This window comes from Primorskyibacter flagellatus (assembly GCF_900176485.1).
In the GTDB taxonomy this organism is placed as follows: domain Bacteria; phylum Pseudomonadota; class Alphaproteobacteria; order Rhodobacterales; family Rhodobacteraceae; genus Primorskyibacter; species Primorskyibacter flagellatus.
The window spans coordinates 26,614-44,997 of the sequence record NZ_FWYD01000015.1 but is presented as its reverse complement, the minus strand read 5'-3'; the positions used below and the strand labels follow the sequence as shown (position 1 = coordinate 44,997).

The window sequence follows — 18,384 nt, the reverse complement described above, 5'->3', positions numbered from 1 at the left end:
CCAACCCTAAACCCCGGAGATTGCCGATGAACGCTCACCCCCATTCCGTCCAACTTGCAACCGAGCCCGACGCCCCTGCCCTGCCAGAGGCTCCGGGCTTCGCCCAACACCTGATGCAGGTTGCGAAAGCCCTCGTCCCCCTGTTCGAGGCGGGCAGGTCCATCGACGCCGCCGCCCTTCGCACTGCGATGGAGCAAGCCTTCGGTGCCAGCGACACCAGCGGCTCCTGGATCTGGAAGGATGCTTACGAAGCCGCAGAGGTCGCCCAGATCCTGATGCTTTCGCGCTACGGTGCGCTGATGCAGCGCCAGGTATCCGCGCCGCGGGCATTTCTCACCATGATCGAGCGTCTCGCCGGTCTGGCCCCCTCCCACACGCGGCGCTCTGAAGACAGTGTCCGCCTGCAACAATTCTCGACCCCTCTGCCCCTCGCGGCCATCGTTGCGCAGGCGGCGGGCTTTCGGGACGACGACCTGGTGCTCGAGCCTTCGGCCGGTACCGGCCTGCTGGCGATTTTCGCAAAGATTGCAGGCGCTCGCCTGGCGCTGAATGAGCTTGCCGAGACCCGCCGCGCCCTGCTGGGACATCTGTTCCCCGGTGCAGTCGTCTCGGATCACGATGCCGCCTCGATCGATGACCGGCTGGATCGGTCGATCACGCCCTCGGTCATCGTGATGAACCCACCGTTTTCTGCGGCCAACCATGTCGACGGCCGGTTCCGGCAGGCCACCAGCCAACATGTCCTGTCCGCCCTAGCGCGTCTCGCGCCGGGTGGGCGGCTTGTCGTCATCACCGGCGAGAGCTTCCGCCCCTCGACGAAATCCTTTCAGTCGACGTTTCAGCGGATCGCACAAAGCGCCGATGTGGTATTTTCCGCCGCTATCGACGGCAAGGTCTTTGCGCGGCATGGCACCACGATCGACACACGGCTGACGGTGATCGACAAGCGTGCGACTGGCGCTGATGAGATCGCATCGGTCGAAAGCGAGGCCGTCTACCATCCGATCTGCGCGACCACCGCCGACCTTCTCAACGCAGTGCTCACCCACTGCCCGCAGCGCCACAGCCCCTCGCCCTGCCCCACCAGTACGGCCCTGTCGGCTCCGACCGCTTCGACCCGCACCAACCTGCAGGCCCTGCGCAATGCCGCGCGCAAGGAAACCCGTGCCCTCGCCGAAGAACGCGCAAGGCACCCGTTTGACGATATCACGACGGCCCCGATCGACTACCTGCCGAAGGCTTGGAGCCAACCCGACGGCACGCTGCAGGACACGGTCTACGAGGCCTATGACCTTCAGGCGATCAGGATCGATGGCGCGGCGGAACATCCGACCGCGCTGGTGCAATCCACCGCCATGGCCTCGGTGCCGCCGCCCGTGCCGACCTATCGTCCCATCCTGCCGAAGAACCTCGTTCAGGACGGCCTTCTTTCTGCGCCGCAGCTGGAAAGTGTCATCTATGCGGGCAACGCGCATGAGACGCATCTCAAGGGCTGGTTCAAGCGCGGCGAGATCGAAGGCCAGTTGATGGCGGCGGCCGAGGGCGACGAAGGCGCGTTTCGCCTGCGCAAGGGCTGGTTTCTGGGTGATGGCACGGGATGCGGTAAAGGGCGACAGGTTGCCGGTATCATCCTCGATAATTGGCTCAAAGGGCGCCGACGGGCGGTCTGGGTCTCGAAGAGCGACAAGCTCATCGAAGATGCGCGTCGCGACTGGATAGCGCTCGGGGGACGCGAAAGCGATATCGTGCCGCTCTCGAAGTTCCGCCAGGGCAGCGACATCCGCCTGCCCGAGGGCATCCTCTTCGTCACCTACGCCACGCTGCGCTCGGCTGAACGTGAGGGCAAAGCCTCCCGCCTCGATCAGGTCACGTCCTGGCTCAGCGATGGGTTCGACGGGGTCATTGCTTTTGATGAAAGCCATGCCATGGCGAATGCTGCCGGAGAAAAGTCCGACCGCGGCGACAAGAAGGCGTCCCAGCAGGGCCTCGCTGGCCTCGCGCTGCAGAACGCCGCGCCCGATGCACGGGTTCTCTATGTCTCGGCGACCGGTGCCACAGTCGTCGGCAATCTTGCCTATGCTTCGCGCCTCGGTCTCTGGGGCACCGGCGATTTCCCCTTCGTGACGCGGGCCGAGTTCGTCGCCGCGATGGAGGCCGGGGGCATTGCGGCCATGGAGATGATCTCGCGCGACCTGAAGGCGCTTGGGCTCTATCTGGCGCGGTCCCTCTCCTATGCCGGGGTCGAATACGAGATGCTGGTCCATGAGCTGAGCCCCGCTCAAGTCGCCATATACGACAGCTACGCCGATGCCTACCAGATCATCCACAACAACCTTGAGGCAGCGCTTCAGGCCTCGGGTATTTCTTCTGAGACCGGCACGCTGAACGCCCAAGCGAAATCCGCCGCGCGTTCGGCCTTCGAGAGCAACAAGCAGCGCTTCTTCAACCATCTCATCACCGCCATGAAATGTCCCTCGCTGATCCGCGCCATCGAGGCGGACCTTGCAGCAGGGCACTCGGCCGTGATTCAGGTGGTCTCGACCAGCGAAGCGGTGATGGAACGCCGCCTTGAAGAGATCCCTTCCTCGGACTGGGACGATCTGCAGGTCGATTTCACGCCGAGGGAGAACATCATGGACTACCTGATGCACAGCTTCCCGACGCAGCTTTTTGAGCCTTACACCGACGAGAATGGCGATCTGCGCTCGCGCCCCGCCCTCGATTGCGATGGCAACCCGATCATCTGCCGCGAGGCGGAGCGGCGGCGGGATGATCTTGTCGAGCATCTTGGGGCCCTCGCCCCGGTGCAGGGCGCGCTCGACCAGATCCTCTGGCATTTCGGAGGCGATGCAGTGGCTGAGGTCACGGGGCGCAAGCGGCGCATCGTCAAGACGCGTGAGGGGCGGCTCAAGGTCGAGAACCGCCCCGCCTCCTCCAACCTCGGCGAAACCCAGGCCTTCATGGACGATGCAAAACGCATCCTGATCTTCTCCGATGCGGGTGGCACCGGGCGCAGCTACCACGCCGATCTCGGGGCCAAGAACCAGCGCCTTCGGGTGCATTACCTCCTGGAGCCCGGGTGGAAGGCCGACAATGCGATTCAGGGTCTCGGGAGGACCAACCGCACGAACCAGGCGCAGCCGCCACTCTTTCGCCCCGTCGCCACAGACGTGAAGGGCGAGAAGCGCTTTCTCTCCACCATCGCCCGCCGCCTCGACACGCTGGGTGCCATCACCAAGGGACAGCGCGAGACCGGCGGTCAGAACATGTTCCGTGCCGAGGACAACCTTGAGAGCCCCTACGCACGCGCTGCGCTGCGCCAGTTCTTCTACAAGCTGCGTGCGGGTAAGATCGAGGCCTGCTCCTATGCGAAATTCCAGGAGATGACTGGGCTGACGCTCGATGAAGCGGATGGCACGATGAAAGAGACCCTGCCGCCGATCCAGCAGTTCCTGAATCGTTGCCTCGCGCTCCGCATCGACATGCAGGACGCGATCTTCGAGGCCTTCGGCGGGTTCCTCTCGGCCATCATCGAAGATGCGCGCCAGGCAGGCACGCTCGATGTCGGCCTCGAAACGCTCAAGGCCGAGAAATTCGAAATCGTCGACCGCAAGGTCATCTTCGAGCACGGGGCTACGGGCGCAACGGCAACTGCGCTGACCGTGGAGCGTACCGATCGCAACGATCCGCTCACCCTGCCCCGGATCAAATCGATCTGCGCAAATACGGACGGCGCGACGCTGTGCTGGAACACCTCCTCCAAACGCGCGGCGCTGATGGTGAATGCGCCGGCCTTCATGGACGAGGACGGCGTGCCGATCCTGCGGGTGAAGCTTCTGCGTCCGATGGCCACAGAAATCCTCGCGCTGACCGAGTTCTCGAAGTCGCACTGGGAAGAGATCGATGATGCGATATTCGAACAGCTCTGGCAGGCCGAGGTCGAGGCAGTGCCGGAGTTCACCACCTCAAAGATTACGCTCATCTGCGGGCTTCTCCTGCCGATCTGGGATCGGCTTCCCGCTGACAACATGCGCATCTACCGCCTTCAGACCGAGGATGGGGAGCGCGCCATCGGTCGACTGGTCAGCCAGGAGCAGCTTCTCAATGTCTTTGCACGCCTTGGTCTCGATTGCCAGATCGAGATGACGCCGCGGGAAGTGCTCGCCGCCGTGATGGAAGCCAGGACGACGCTGAACCTCCTCGGCGGCTATCAGCTGCGCCGGTCGCTGGTCATGGGGCAGCCGAGGCTTGAGCTGATAGGTGCTTCAGGCGCGGCCCTGCCCGGACTGAAGGCAATGGGCTGTTTCACGGAAGTGATCCAGTGGAAGACGCGGGTGTTCATTCCGGTCGACGGCATCGAGGTGCTGACACGGGTCCTTGCCGAGCATCCAGTTGGCGCCGGCACATCGGAGGCCGCCGCATGAGCGCGCGCCACAGTATCGCGGACCTCTCGGCCGATCTGGCAGACCATGCCGAGAGTTTCTGCCGCCAGTATTTCCCCGAGGGGCGCAAGCTGGGTAATTATTGGCAGGTCGGCGACACGTCCGGTGCAAAGGGCCAGAGCCTCGCCATCCGTCTGCAGGCGCAGGTTGGTCGTAAAGCCGGGTCCTGGCAAGATTTCGCGACGGGTGAATATGGCGACCTGATCGACCTGCTGCATGAACGGCTTGGGTCTGTCACGCTCAAGGAGACCCTGAGGGAGGCTCGATCCTTCCTCGGCGAAGCCCCCTGCCCTGCCGTACCTCGAGACACCCAAAGGGCTGAGCGCCCGGATGCAGCCTCCAGCAAACGCATCGCGCGGGCGCGCAAACTTTTCGCTGCTGGCAAGCCGGTGTTTGGCACCTTGGCCGCCACCTATCTGCAGGGGCGCGGGATCACACGGCTCGGCCCGGCCCTGCGCTATCACGCGCGTGTCTTCCTGCGGCAGGGCGAGGACGACCCCGATCTGCTGGAACGGGCCCCTGCCCTACTGGCAAAGATCACCGACAATCGCGGCCAGATCACCGGATGCGCAAGGGTTTTTCTCGACCCGTCCACCGGCGGTTTGGCCGAGATCGAGAGCCCGAAGCGGATCCTCGGACAGCTGCACGGCCATGCCATCCGCTTCTGGTCCGGCAAGGCGCGCAGCGATCTCATCGTCGGTGAAGGTCTCGAGAACACCCTCTCGGTCGGCACGGCTCTCCCCGAGTTCGATCTCGCCTCCTGTCTCACTGCCACCCATCTCGGCCTCTTCATCCCGCCGCCGAGGATCAAGCGTATCTGGATCGCGCGGGACAATGACGAAGCTGGACGCGACGCATCAATAAGATTGCTTAACCAACTGGAATCGCTTGGAATTACCTGTGGTGATCTCGTACCAAACATGGGCGATTTCAACGACGATCTGCGGGCATTTGGCAAAGATGCGCTGCGCCGTTCTCTGCTAAAGGCCATGAAAGCACAAGGTCTGGAGATCGAGGACGGGTGACCGCCAACCTCCCCGGGGATGCCTGACCGGGCAAAGGTTTCGCCGGTTCTATCTGATCCCGTTTGGACAAGGGGAGCGATGGACCGGCGGGTCGGAGCAGAGTGCTCCTCGCCCGGGCAGCAATGCGCCCGCTACCCGGAAAATTCCCCTGCCCCACCACATGACCGTGGCGGGCCATTCCTCGCGGGAACAATTTTCCGGTCCGGGTCACATTCTCCGCTGCGCTCCGATCCTGACGGATGCGGCCCGGTCGCCGCCGGTCCTGTTATCGCCCCATCCAAATCGGGTCAGATCAAACAGAGGAACCAGACAATGCCCCATCAGACAGACATCCAAGAGGAAACCGGCGTGACCTCCGCCATCCTCGACCACCTCGCACTTCACGTCGCAACGCCCGGGCCCGGCGAGACCGATCATCGCCCCCTGCCCCAGCCCGACGAGGTCGAACTCGCCATGGCGACGCTCTTTGACACCACCATCGGCCTCCTCACCGGAAGCCAGTTGGAAGACAATCTCGAAGAGATGCTCTGGTCCCTGACCTCGATCTTCCATCGCCGGCTCACCCATATCCAGAAGCTCCTCGATGACAACGAATTCGAGGTCCGGGAAAGTCTGGCCATCCAGGACGGCTCCGAGGTCGCCTCGGTCGAACTCGAGCGCCTCCAGATGATCGGGCTGAAGCTCTGGGACCATCGCGACGCTTTCGAGCAGATGCGCGATCTGGCCGTGGACCACTTCTCGGCCGCCACCGGTTCACCCTGGCTGCCCCGCACCGGATCCAAGGTCTCGCATCGCGGTCTCACCTCCGCCGTGGTGGACAGCCGGGCCTATCTCTCGGCCAAGCGGCGCAAGGAGACCGAGGTTCACTGCCCCGAAGGCACGCGGATCGCCTTCTCGGGCGGGGACTATCACGCCTACGACCTGATCTGGTCCGTCCTCGATGCCACCCATGCGAAATACCCAGACATGATTCTTTTACACGGCGGCACACCAAAAGGTGCCGAGATGATCGCTGCCCGCTGGGCAGATACCCGTGGTGTCACGCAGGTGGCGTTCAAACCCGACTGGAAGAGCCATGGCAAGGCTGCCCCCTTCAAGCGCAACGACAAGATGCTCGAGACCATGCCCCAGGGTCTGATCGCCACGCCCGGTTCGGGCATCACCGAGAATATCGTCGACAAGGCCCGCAAACTCGGCATCCGCATCAAGAGGATCGGGGCTTAGGCCCCGGTTCACGCACCGCGCAGGAGATCCCGCACGACCACAGCCTCGGAGTAATGGAACGCTACCCTTGTGGTGGACTTGGTGCACGACGCAATATCTAGAAAGTGCTTGCACGAATCTGGCTGGTCGGGCAATAGTCTCGAAAAATAACGCGCGGTCACATAAAAAACGCGCCCACGGATCGGGGCAGACATGAGCGAAGCAGAACAGGATCTTGATATCGCCATCGGGCACTACGCGGAACTTCTCGCGTCGAACCTGCATGCTCAGCGCGCTGCGCACTTCCCACCAGATGCAAAGAAGGTGATGCGCACTTTGACCAGCGGCGAAGCTGCTGAGCTCCTTGGCGTCGACCATACCTATCTTCGGAAGCTTCATCGAGAAGGAAAGATCGTTGACGTCGAGACGACGGCGGGAAGTCATCGCCGCTATACGCTCGACGATATCTGGGAAATCCGGCAGACGCTTGAAGGAAATGCAAAAAAGTCTGGAACTTACGTGCCTGGGCGTCGCGACGGTGACGAGCTTCAAGTCATATCAGTGGTGAACTTCAAGGGCGGCTCCGGCAAAACGACGACGTCTGCTCACCTCGCTCAGCGCTTGGCGCTAAAGGGGTACAGGGTTCTTGCGATCGATCTCGACCCCCAAGCATCTCTTTCGGCTCTTCATGGAATCCAGCCAGAACTCGACCTTATGGAGGGCGGAACCCTCTATGATGCCGTTCGCTACGACGATCCGGTTCCGATCGCCGAAGTGATCCGCAAGACTTACATCCGCGGCCTTGATCTTATCCCGGGCAACCTTGAACTCATGGAGTTCGAGCACGAGACGCCTGCTGCTATCCAGCGAGGCGGAGCGAAGGCGTTCTTCGCGAGAGTTCATGACGCACTCGATAGTGTTGAAGCAAACTACGACGTTGTTGTGATCGACTGCCCGCCGCAGCTTGGTTTCTTGACGATGTCAGCACTTTCTGCGTCCTCGGGTGTCCTCGTGACGGTTCACCCGCAGATGCTTGACCTCATGTCGATGTCTCAATTCCTGCGAATGACTGCGGATCTCCTGGGAGTGATCAGGGATGCAGGCGCAAATCTGCGCTTCGATTGGCTGCGCTTCTTGCCAACGCGATACAAAGTCGGCGACGCGCCACAAACCGAAGTCATCGCCTTCATTCGCGGGCTGTTTGGGAGGTCGGTCCTGACCAATCACATGGTTGAATCGACCGCAATATCTGATGCCGGCTTGACCAAGCAAACGCTCTACGAAGCTGACAAAAAGGACTTCACGCGTCAGACGTTTGATCGTGCGATCGAATCCATGAACGCAGTGAACGATGAGATCGCTGAAATCATCCAGAACACATGGGGTCGGAATGGCAAGAAAGCCTAAACTTGGCCTGCCGCTGCAGACCCTTCGCAACGCTCCTGACGCTCTTGAAGGGCGCCGACTGCGTGGCGGTGTATTTGAGATCGATCCGGCGCAGATCCTTACCGAAGGACGGTTGGATGACAGGCTTCAGATTGAAGTTGAGGGCCTGAAGAACTCTATTTCCAAGAACGGTCAGCGTGTGCCCGTCTTGGTGCGCCCACTGGAAGGCGATCGCTACAACCTGATCTATGGCCGCAGACGCTTGGAAGCATGTCGCGAACTCGGTATCAAAGTTCGAGCCATCGTCACAGAGGTTGAGGGTGATCAAGCGCTTCGAGATCAGCTTCTCGAGAACCAAGAGCGTCGTGATCTGAGCTTTATTGAGCGTGCGCTCGTTGCGACGGCACTTCTGGACGGTGATCATTTGGAAGGGGCTGAGCGCACCAATCGAGGTGTCGCCGAAGTCCTTAACCTCCACGAAGCCGGGGTTTCACAACTCTTGAGTGTCGTTCGGACGGTCGGCGAGGAACTCATCCAGGCAATTGGTGCGGCTCCCGGGATTGGTCGCCCGAGATGGGAAGAGCTCAAAAAGGCTTTGGGTGCCTACGACGGTGATCGAGACCAACTGCAAGCCGTAGCTCATGCAGCCAAGTCCGAAAGTTCCGGCTCGGTCGATGAGGTTTCTGAGCGTGCGTTTCTCGCAGTTCTGGCAGCCGCGAAGAGCGCAGAGAAGAAAGCAAGCCCGTCTAGAAAAGGCGTGCCTGCTTTGGCGATCCCCGGTGTCGGAGCTGCGACGGTCAAGACCAGCCGCCAAGGCAAGCAGCTTAAACTCGATCTGACTACGGATGAACCTGATTTTATCAGCTGGTTGGAGGGCAATGCCCCAAAGCTGATTACCGAGCTTCATGAGCGCTGGAAGCGTTCAGAAGACTGAGGAAGAGCAACCAACAAGAAGGAGGCACGATACAGGCAAAAAGAAAAAGGCCCCGAGAAGCTAGCTTCACGAGACCTTTGTAAGGTTTCGCACCGGGATCAGCCCGCTACAAAATCTCAGTTTTCGCACTTCTGAATGTAGCGTTCTGGCCCCTACCCCGCAAGCGCAAAGCGATTCGCGGGCCCTAGAATTTTTGTCTTCGTGAACATTTTCATGGAGTACACACCAATTTCGCCGTTTATGCGGCCGATTTCGCACGCTCATTTGCGCGTCATCGAGCGACCCGAGGCATCTGTTCCGGCCAGACCCGTTAACAAGTGGGAACTCCTGCGCGAGCTCTCCAAGGCGCAAGCGGCCTTTGGGGTCTCGGAACGTGATCTGACTGTTTTGCAGGGGCTCCTCAGCTTCTTTCCGGACGATGCGCTTGGCGGGAACGCCGAGATGGTCGTCTTCCCCTCGAACAAGGCGATCTGCGAGCGCCTGAATGGCATGCCGTGCTCAACGATGCGTCGTCACCTCGCGCGTCTCGTCGAGGCTGGCTTGCTCCAGCGGCGCGATAGCCCCAATGGGAAGCGCTACGTCCGCAAGCACGGCGAAGACCGCGTCGCCTTTGGCTTCGATCTTTCCCCGCTCTACTGCCAGTCCGAGGAGATAGCACGGGCCGCAGAGGCCGTACGTGAGGCTGAGGAGCGCGTCAGGCGCCTGAGAGAGGTCGTAAGCCTCATGCGACGCGATCTCGCGGCCCTCGCCGAGTTCGGAGACGAGATGCAGCCAGGCCTAGGCTTCTGGGATCAGCTTCGCGACAAGGCTGCCCTCACAGCCCGCGCGCTTCGCCGCAAGCTTTCAATTGAGGACCTCGCGGCCTATCGAGCCGATCTTGAAGCTCTCCTTGACCAGGCACGCAACATCATTGATGGCCCTGAAACAGAAGAAATGAACACCAATGATGCCCAATCTGAGCGTCACCATCATAATTCAAATAAAGAATCTATAGATTTTGAGCCGGCTTTAGAAAAAAGCGGGGCGGCGGCGGGTGTGCCAGATGTGGATACGAATGAGCCGGTGGCTGACGTTGATGAACAGGACACAAGACATCTGCCAAAGATCCCGCTTCACCTAGTGATAGCGGCATGTCCCTCGCTGAAGACCTTCTACCAAGGTGAGATCCGGCATTGGCATCAGCTTTTCGATGCGGCGGGCCATGTGCGGCCAGCCATGGGGATCAGTGCGTCTGCATGGGAAGAAGCACAGCGGTTCATGGGTCCGGAGCAAGCGTCGATCGTCGTTGCTGCGATGCTGGAACGCTTCGCCGACATAAGATCGCCTGGTGGATACTTGCGAGCTCTGACTGCCAAAGCTGCGGCCGGCGAGTTCTCCTGTGGGCCGATGGTCATGGCATTGATTGGGCGACGATCTGCAGCTTAACAGCTGTTAAGGTTGAGAGACTGCGTACTTTTCCGCCACCTCGGGACTGTCGACTTAACAGCTGTTAAAGTCCTGCCTCGCGAGCGTCAGAATATGAGAGGGAAAGGGTTGTTGGTTTGAGGGTGACGGGAAGTGAGATCGGAAGAGTGGCTTCCGGCGCCCGTCGTGGAGGAGATCTGATGGCGAAACCTGCCCAGAAAGTCACCCAGTCCCCGTTCCGGGACATTCCCTTCGACAAGCTCGTGCTGAGCCAGTCCAACGTCCGGCGCATCAAGGCCGGCATCTCGGTCGAGGAACTGGCCGAAGACATCGCCCGCCGCGGGTTGCTGCAAAGCCTGTGCGTCCGGCCCGTTCTGGCGGATGATGGGTCCGAGACAGGCAAGTTCAAAATACCCGCTGGCGGTAGGCGCTTCCAGGCCCTGTCACTCTTGGTGAAGCAGAAGCGCCTGGCCAAGACGACGCCCATTCCCTGCTTCGTGCGGGATGCGAAGTCCACGATCCTCGCCGAAGACGACTCGCTCGCCGAGAACATGAAGCGCGCTGTCCTGCATCCACTCGATCAGTTCCGCGCCTTCGTGGCGCTGCAGGAGAAGGGTCAGGGCGACGAAGAGATCGCAACCGCCTTCTTCGTCAGGCCGCAGGTGATCAAACAGCGCTTGAAACTCGCCGTCGTGGCCCCTGCCCTGCTCGAGCTTTATGCCGAGGATGAAATGACGCTGGAGCAGCTGATGGCCTTGACGGTTAACCCGGATCATGAGCGCCAGGTTCAGGTCTGGGAGGCGATCCGCTCGTCCTGGAACAAGGAGCCCTATCAGATCCGGCGGATGCTGACGGAAACCTCGGTGCGGGCATCCGATCGTCGTGCTGTCTTTGTCGGCATCGATGCCTATGAGTCTGCTGGCGGCACCATGTTGCACGACCTCTTCCAGGGCGATGACGGCGGCTGGCTGGAAGACCCCGCCCTGTTCGATCGTCTGGTCAGCGAGAAGCTTCAGGCTGAAGCCGAAGCCATTGCGACCGAAGGTTGGAAATGGATCGAGGTCTCGCTCGACCTGCCCTATGGCTACAGCCACGGTTTGCGGCGGCTGAGCGGAGACCCGGCACCGATGACGGATGACGAAGGCGCGGCCCATGCCAAGCTTCTTGCCGAATACCGGGCGCTCGAAGAGGAATACGAGGGCCAGGATGAATTCCCCGAGGAAGTCGACGCGCGACTTGGCGAGTTGGAAATTGCGATGGAGAAGCTCGAGACTCGGCCGTTGATCTTCGACGATGAAGAGATCGCGCGGGCAGGGGCTTTTGTGACGCTTTATCGCATGGCGAGCTTGTCGTTAATCGCGGCTTTGTCCGGCCCGAGGATGAGCCTCGGGAATACGCTGATGTCTTCAGCTGTGAACCGACAGCAGGGCGCTGAGCTTTCAACGGGGAGTTACGCGGATGGTATCGGCCACGGTACGGAAATCACTTCTGCTGGTCAAGCGCTTGGCGCGAACGCACGCGACGACGAGGACGATGGTGCGTTGAAGCCCTTGCCTGAGCCCGTTCCCGACACCGAGCAGGCTGAAGATGCAGATCTTCTTGACTTCATCAGCTCAGACCGGCCAAGGATTAATGACAGGATGACAGTTCGCAAGATTACAATCCAGCGGCTTTCGTCAGGTTCACGCGGAAGCGGTCGCGGCGGCGTTGGTAGCGGCGGGTCATCTGTGCCGAAGCGTGGCCAAGGTGCTTCTGCACATACCGCTCGTCCACCTCGGCCGAACTGGCGAGACCTGCGCGCAGAGAATGGCCAGAGAACAGTGCCAGGCGTTCCTTTTCGGGCAGTTCGGATCGGATGCCGGCGTCCAGGACCGTTCGCTTGATCAGCCGCGCGACATGCTTGTCGTTCAGCCTTGTCTCCAGGGCCTTCTTTCCACCCCGAGTGGTGCCGACAAAGACCGGCCCGAAGTCGATCCTGGCGAAGTGCAACCACTGCTCGAGCGCATGCACAGGGCAGCTGGAGTTAGACGATCCCAGACCGATCTCGACCTCGCGCCAGCCGGTCTTGGCGTTGAGCGTCAGCACGGCGCCGTCGTCGAGGATCTCGATCCAGCCGCCTGAATCGGGCGTGTCGTCCTTTCCGACATCCAGGCTGACGATCTCGGAGCGGCGGAGCCCGCCGGCGTACCCGAGGAGCAGGATGGCGCGGTCCCTGAGCCCGCGCAGGTCGTAGGGCAGGGTGGCGACCATCGCGAGGATGTCCTCGGCCAGGATCGCTTCCTTCTGCACCGGCGGACGGGCGTGTTTGCGTTTGATCCCGGCCAGCACTGTTGCGATGTGGCGGTTCTTACGATCGAGGACAAAGCCGCGTTGCGCATAGTTCCAGGCAAGGCCGGAGAGGCGACGTTCGATGGTACTGACCGATAGGGCAGGGGAGGGGCCCGCTCCGGACGCCAGGTCTGCGAGATAAAGCCCGATCATTTCAGGCGACGGGGGCAGAGGCTCCGCGCCCTTCATCCGACACCACCGCGCGAAATGCGCCCAATCCTTGGCATAGGCTTTCAGCGTATTGTCAGAAGCTGCGGCGCGCGCATAATCTCGGGCGGCGTCGACCAGGCGATCAAGGCTGCCGGATCCCGCGACGTGGGCGGGTAGGGAGATGTCGTCGCTTTTTTCTTGATCGCTGTCGCCGTTCTGAGCGATACAAAACGCACCAGAGTTTGATGATGTCGACTTCTCGTCCTCTGAGGGCATTTTCCAGTGAATCCGGTGGTGAAATTAAACTGCGTCCTAGCATATCTCTTGATGTCCGATAAGGCAAACTTATTGGACATAGCGCGATCTTGCAGGCTGCGGCGGTTCTAACGCTATTTTCTGGTGAAAAGCGCCGCGATGACGTAGGCTCCAAGCATGACATATGCTCGGCTCGATCACACCAGCGACCTCGACACATTACCCCGGATGCCCGCCTGGGTCACCTCAGCGCGGGCTGAAAGCCTTGAAGATGTTGCGTTTTTGTCGGGCGCAGCGCTGAGCCACCTGCATGTTGTGCTGGAGCGCGAGGAGGTGCCCCAAGCCTTGTTGCGGGATCGGCTCGCGCTGCGCGCAGCGGAGGCCTGTGTCGCGTTTTCGGGGCGCCTGGAGAGAGCAGGGGATCTGCGCGACGCGGTGCATTTGTTGCGTTCTGGCGATCTGCCGGGACCGGCTGGCGAGACCTGCCTCGCCTGGCGGCGCGCGGTGGAGCGGCCGGTGTCGACCAAGGCTCTGGATCGAGCCTTGCCGGCCTTCGAGTCGGGCAAGATCGCGATGTGGCTCAATGCAGGGAAGGGGGCGCCGGTGACTCGGGCCGCGATGGTGCTGGAGGCGGTGCTGACGGAGGCGCCACGCGCTGACGTAGCTTCGCTGGTCCTCGCGGATGCGGCTCTCGCCCAAACATTCGGTTGGGATCATCTCGTGCCGTTGTTGGCCGCGGGTCTGAAACGTGCCGACCTGCGCAAGCAGGGCGACGATTTGCGTCTCGTCTGTCATCGGGCACTCATCTTATCGGCGGTCGAGGCTGTGCGTCTCTCCGCCGACCTCGCGCGTCGGGCGGCACACCTAAAGGCCGTTGCGCCAAAGCTTCGCGCCAAGGGAGCGGATGCCGCTGTCGAGATGTTCCTCACCCGCGATGCCGTGGCACCTTTGGCCTTGCCCTTGTCGGATCGCGCCGCGCGGCGGCTTTGCGACCGACTGGTCGATCTCGGCGCGGTGCGCGAGCTGACAGGGCGAGACACGTTTCGGCTCTACGGGGTGTAGCGATGGCGAAGGATCGTTCAGAGCCGGACCTGGACCGTGAGTTGGCCGACCTGCCGCCTGAGCTGCGCTGGCGGGAATGGATGCGCCGGATCGAGGCGGTGCTGTTTGCCTCCGCCTCGCCTGTCCCGCGCCAAGACCTCGCCCGCGTCGTGGGGCAGGGGGTCTCGGTGGATCTGTTGGTCGAGGATCTCGTCGCCGATCTGGAAGGGCGGGCCTTCGAGATCGCCCAGGTCTCTGGCGGCTGGATGTTTCGGACGCGGGCGGCCTACGCTCCCGCGATCCGGGTCGCCGCGGATGTCGAGGATCAGCTACTCGACCTGAGTGAATTCGACGTCGCGGTCTTGGCCGCCATCGCCTATCACCAGCCGATCACGCGCGACGGGCTCAAGGACATCTTCGGCAAGGAGATCAGCCGCGACCTGATCGGTCGGCTGCATGCGCGCGACTTGATCGGGACCGGGCCACGATCGCCGCGCCGCGGTGCGCCATACACATTTGTGACGACCGAGCAGTTCCTTGTTGCATTTGATCTGGAGACTCTCGCGGATCTGCCAGAGCGGGAGCAGTTGGAGGACGCAGGTCTGGATGGCGGGTCATAGGAATGGTTGCGGGCTGGCGATCCCCGTATTGGCCAAACGGTGAGGCATGTCGTGGACATTTCGTGACGCTCTCAGTTGTGACTTGTTGAGAGAACTCAGGCTTCGATCCTGAGCCCTCTGAACAGAGCTTCCCAAGGGTCCCCATCCTCGGTCATCGCGCCCGGTTCCAGGTTTGCTATGTTCTCGTCGATGACTGCGTTGTGGTAGTTCTTGAGCCAGCTGTATTTGCGCCGCACCGTCGCGTTGGGACTGTCGGCGAGACCGCTCTCCACCAACGTTTTGTGCCTACCCAGAAACTCGATCCAGCCGGCGTATTCGCCGTCGAGCTCGCTCAGACTGGCGCGAAGATAGTCGATGTAGTGGAGGCCTGACTCGTCCTGGCGCAGGAGGTTGTTCAGGTGACGCTCTTCATCCTCATAGGAATGTCCTTCCCGCCAAAGCGTTTGGTCCTGTCGGTGGCGTTCGATGACATCTTCATGGATCGCAATGCGCGGGAAGATGACCTCGCCTTCTTCCATGAAATAAGCCTGAACGAGGGCAGGCCCAAACACCGGACCACTGAAGTCGATGCCGAGATGCATAGGGCCGATGGTCATCGCGCCGCGCACCATTATGCCGTTCGCCACGCATTCGATCTGGATGTGCAGCAGATCGATGAGTTCCCAGACCAAAGGGCCAGCCTGGTACTGAGTTTCAATGGTTCTGGTTCTTACGATCGCGTCAGACACGATCTCTGCATGGACTTCGCTGATCATCCGCATCTCGTCGGAGCGGGTGGGCGGCGTGGCATCCCCTTCGGACACCCTGCGAAACATCGAAAGCAAGTGCCTGATCTCTGCACCGCTTCGCGTGTGCAGGAGGTTCCTGAAACCGAGGACATCAAAAAAGGTCACAAGGCATTCTTCGTAGTCGGGGTCGTTCTCGAAATCAGTCATCTCTGGTCCATCTTCAGCCGAGGAGCTTCTCCAACTCTTCCCCTTGGGCGGCATGCTTCTTGGGGTTTTCTGCTTTCAGCTTGTTCACGTTGATGAGCTTCCATCGGACCGCTGGAAGCTCGGCCGCTTGAGGGCGGTCGATCGCGTCGAAGTCTGGATCGCCGTCATGCAGGGTTCTCAGAAACCTCTTCGCGCCCTCATCCAAGCGGGATTGGATATCACCGATCAGGCGGTCGCGCGTTGAGACCAATTCCGTTAGGTCGACTGCTTCCTTCGTCATGCCCTCGAATTCCCGCGCGTAGGGCTGATCTAGATCGATCAGGTTTGGATTCAGCAGTTCGTGCGGCGGGCGTGGTGAACTCGCGAGGTAGATCAGAAACGTGCGGAACAACTCGTCGGTAAACCCTTCGTTCTCGTAGAGCAGTTTAACGTCGTAGAGGTCTCGCGGGTGCTGGCGATCTAGGGCCGCATGTAGCTTGCCGCCGAACAAATCCTCGAAGGAGACGATGTTCATCGTCGCATATCCGAACGCCTCCTCGACGGCTTCGGAGACTTCGCGTTGTTCCGGATCATGCACGACGCCCCGGGTAACGGGGGAGGTTTCGATTTTGATTTCGGCTGTGCCGAGGCGGGCGAGCGCACGCGTGGCGCCGCCGCCACCGCCGGCAATTCGCTGCGCTTTGGCGCCGGCGATGCCGCCTTCGATGGCGGCGGTAATCCGGTCCATCGCGTCGTTGATCTCGACGAGGCTGTCGGCGCGGTCCTTGACAGGCAGATAGGTCAGATCGATATCGACCGAGAGGCGCGGAAGGTCGCGATAGAAGAGGTTGATGGCCGTCCCGCCCTTGAGCGCAAATATCTCCTCCTTCGCCACATATGGAAGTACCCGTACGAGCAGGGCCACTTGGGCGGCATAGTCTTCACGCGCCATCACCACGTTCCTTTCTTACAAACTCTTCGGGCACCATGATCCTGTAGCGTGGATGTATCTTGCCGCCTTTGACCAATGCGCGATCCCCGCTGCCGAGGTCGAAGTCTTCCGGATCGAGACGCTTGCGCCAGGCATGGTCGTGGCGGTCGGCGAACACGAAGAACAGGCGTTTGACCTTGATCTTCTTGCAACTTCTGAGCAGTGCCGAGAGGGTTCTTGGGCGCAACGTCGTCAGGCTTTCGAACACCATGTCGAGGTTGTGAAAGCTCTCCTGATCCGGCAACTCGTCAAGCGCTTCGAGGATGGCGCGTTCCGGCGAGGACATCACCAGTTTCCAGTCCCATGGCAGGGACGATGCTGTCTCGTTGAGATTATTTCGCGCGTCATTGACACCCAACTCTGGATCGGAGAACAGCGATACGCTGCGTGTGCGGAGTTCGGTGTTGAGCGGCAGTTTTTCGAGCCAGTTGGGGATTTTTGAGCCGTAGAGCCAGACTGTGCTCTTGTCGCCGAGTGAGAGGTAGTGCGCATAGCCTTGCAGGCCCAATGCCGTCGCCCCCCCGATATGGACAGGGTAGTGCATGATGTGCTGGAGCGAGAGCAGGCTGGTCTTCCAGTCGAGCGTATTCGTGGTGGCGCTGCTTGGTGCGGGACGGCGGAACACTCCGCGTCCTAGGCGTTCTAGCCAGCCGCGTTGCACATAGCCGTAGGACGAACGCCGACCTATCCCGTGGTGCTCCAGCCAGGCGGAGTCCACGAGGAACCCCGTGGGGACAGCCTCAAGAAGACTCTTTAGTTTTTCGTGTTCTTGTCCACTCATGGGCGACATAATGATGTATTTTTAAAGATGCCGCCACTTGTTTCTGTGATAACCTGTGAGATAGTCCGTCAAGGATCGACAAATTCTGGAATTTTCAAAGAGACTGGTGGTTGTCAGCTCTGAAGCTCACCAGCAAAGCAGGGCGTGGATGCCCTCGGAGGGCTGAGAAGACATCCGGCCATTCGGATCGAACAGTCGAAGCTATGTGCCCCTGTCGAAGCCGCTGCGCCAAACCAGAGTCAGGTTTCACTTTCGATTGTGGCGTTCTTTTGCCCATACAAACATCGCACCGACGGCAGCATTGGCTTGCTGCACGCTGAACACTTCCGGTTCGAACGCGCCCGCCCATTGCTTTGTATCGCGATGTTCCGGGTGGTGTTTGTCGGTCAGCGCGTCGAGAAACTCTTCGTAAGAGTAGGGTCCTCCACAGTCCTCTGGCGGGCAGGCTCGCTCTCCGTCAACACAGGCGGGAAAGTCCAGATCTGGTCTTCCGGTTGGTTTGCTAAACTTCTCAACGGTGACGAGATGCCGCCAGCCATCGCCGAAATCATAAGTGTATGTGAACTGACTGCCTTTCTTGACCAGCTTTCCAAGAGTAAACCTCTTCTCGTCCTTCCGCCCATCGGTAGGGTCCCAGCTGTCGTCACTTTCGTCGCGGGCCTCGAACCTGTCTTCGCCAATCTCGAACTCATGCAAATGATAGTCTTGCCAAGGCATAGCGCCCTGGAGAACGGAATGCAGGATGTCCAAGCTGATGTCATTCGGCACGACGATACGGCGCCAGATGGGTGGTTTGATGCCAACCAGTTCGATTTTCAGCTCAATCAAAGTGTGTTCCGCCTGTCTCAATGGCCCTGCCGTTGAAGTAACTTTTGATTCTTAAGTTGAAGCATTCAAGGGGAACATTGGC

13 protein-coding genes and 1 pseudogene are annotated in these 18,384 nt (G+C 60.7%); 9 read left to right on the top strand and 5 right to left on the bottom strand.

What is annotated here, in order from left to right; genetic code table 11:
* Positions 1-26: 26 nt before the first annotated feature.
* From B8991_RS15220 to B8991_RS22330, 7 genes and pseudogenes are all read left to right on the top strand, one after another.
* Positions 27-4,424: a strawberry notch-like NTP hydrolase domain-containing protein gene (locus tag B8991_RS15220; RefSeq protein WP_009827039.1), complete on the top strand. Its 4,398-nt coding sequence runs from the start codon at positions 27-29 to the stop codon at positions 4,422-4,424.
* Complete coding sequence (locus tag B8991_RS15215; protein ID WP_009827040.1) at positions 4,421-5,467, top strand: DUF7146 domain-containing protein; 1,047 nt, start codon at positions 4,421-4,423, stop codon at positions 5,465-5,467. The genes B8991_RS15220 and B8991_RS15215 overlap by 4 nt, the downstream gene beginning before the upstream one ends.
* A 312-nt stretch (positions 5,468-5,779) precedes the next feature.
* Positions 5,780-6,691 (top strand): DUF2493 domain-containing protein, encoded by a 912-nt coding sequence (locus tag B8991_RS15210; RefSeq protein ID WP_009827041.1) that lies wholly within the window; start codon positions 5,780-5,782, stop codon positions 6,689-6,691.
* 192 nt (positions 6,692-6,883) lie between these two features.
* A complete protein-coding gene (repA, locus tag B8991_RS15205; protein WP_009827042.1) occupies positions 6,884-8,077 on the top strand; it encodes a plasmid partitioning protein RepA in 1,194 nt (397 codons plus the stop codon).
* Positions 8,061-8,990 (top strand): plasmid partitioning protein RepB, encoded by a 930-nt coding sequence (gene repB / locus B8991_RS15200; RefSeq protein ID WP_037954833.1) that lies wholly within the window; start codon positions 8,061-8,063, stop codon positions 8,988-8,990. The genes repA and repB overlap by 17 nt, the downstream gene beginning before the upstream one ends.
* 213 nt (positions 8,991-9,203) lie before the next feature.
* Positions 9,204-10,415, top strand: a complete 1,212-nt coding sequence (gene repC, locus B8991_RS15195) for a plasmid replication protein RepC (RefSeq protein ID WP_037954835.1) — start codon at positions 9,204-9,206, stop codon at positions 10,413-10,415.
* Between the two features lie 179 nt (positions 10,416-10,594).
* A pseudogene (locus B8991_RS22330) lies at positions 10,595-11,953 on the top strand (ParB/RepB/Spo0J family partition protein); the annotation flags it as partial.
* A gap of 97 nt (positions 11,954-12,050) precedes the next feature.
* Here the strand turns inward: B8991_RS22330 and B8991_RS15185 are convergent.
* A complete protein-coding gene (locus tag B8991_RS15185) occupies positions 12,051-13,148 on the bottom strand; it encodes a tyrosine-type recombinase/integrase (protein ID WP_084353840.1) in 1,098 nt (365 codons plus the stop codon).
* 156 nt (positions 13,149-13,304) lie between these two features.
* Here B8991_RS15185 and B8991_RS15180 point away from each other — a divergent pair, with 156 nt between their 5' ends.
* Together B8991_RS15180 and scpB are read left to right on the top strand one after the other, a co-directional pair.
* Positions 13,305-14,189 (top strand): DUF1403 family protein, encoded by an 885-nt coding sequence (locus B8991_RS15180; protein WP_084353839.1) that lies wholly within the window; start codon positions 13,305-13,307, stop codon positions 14,187-14,189.
* A gap of 2 nt (positions 14,190-14,191) precedes the next feature.
* Positions 14,192-14,788, top strand: coding sequence for an SMC-Scp complex subunit ScpB (gene scpB, locus B8991_RS15175; RefSeq protein WP_084353838.1), 597 nt, complete (start codon positions 14,192-14,194; stop codon positions 14,786-14,788).
* 95 nt (positions 14,789-14,883) lie between these two features.
* On the opposite strand, the gene B8991_RS15170 is transcribed toward scpB, so the two are convergent.
* The 4 genes from B8991_RS15170 to B8991_RS15155 all read right to left on the bottom strand — a co-directional run bounded on the left by B8991_RS15170 (position 14,884) and on the right by B8991_RS15155 (position 18,302).
* Positions 14,884-15,723: a hypothetical protein gene (locus B8991_RS15170; RefSeq protein WP_084353837.1), complete on the bottom strand. Its 840-nt coding sequence runs from the start codon at positions 15,721-15,723 to the stop codon at positions 14,884-14,886.
* 13 nt (positions 15,724-15,736) lie between these two features.
* On the bottom strand, positions 15,737-16,654 hold the full coding sequence (locus B8991_RS15165) for a nucleotidyl transferase AbiEii/AbiGii toxin family protein (RefSeq protein ID WP_084353836.1): 918 nt from the start codon (positions 16,652-16,654) through the stop codon (positions 15,737-15,739).
* Positions 16,644-17,474 (bottom strand): type IV toxin-antitoxin system AbiEi family antitoxin domain-containing protein, encoded by an 831-nt coding sequence (locus B8991_RS15160; RefSeq protein ID WP_084353844.1) that lies wholly within the window; start codon positions 17,472-17,474, stop codon positions 16,644-16,646. The genes B8991_RS15165 and B8991_RS15160 overlap by 11 nt, the downstream gene beginning before the upstream one ends.
* A 246-nt stretch (positions 17,475-17,720) precedes the next feature.
* Positions 17,721-18,302 carry a plasmid pRiA4b ORF-3 family protein gene (locus B8991_RS15155; protein WP_235866649.1) on the bottom strand — a complete coding sequence of 194 codons (582 nt, stop codon included), beginning with the start codon at positions 18,300-18,302 and terminating at the stop codon, positions 17,721-17,723.
* Between the last annotated feature and the right edge of the window lie 82 nt (positions 18,303-18,384).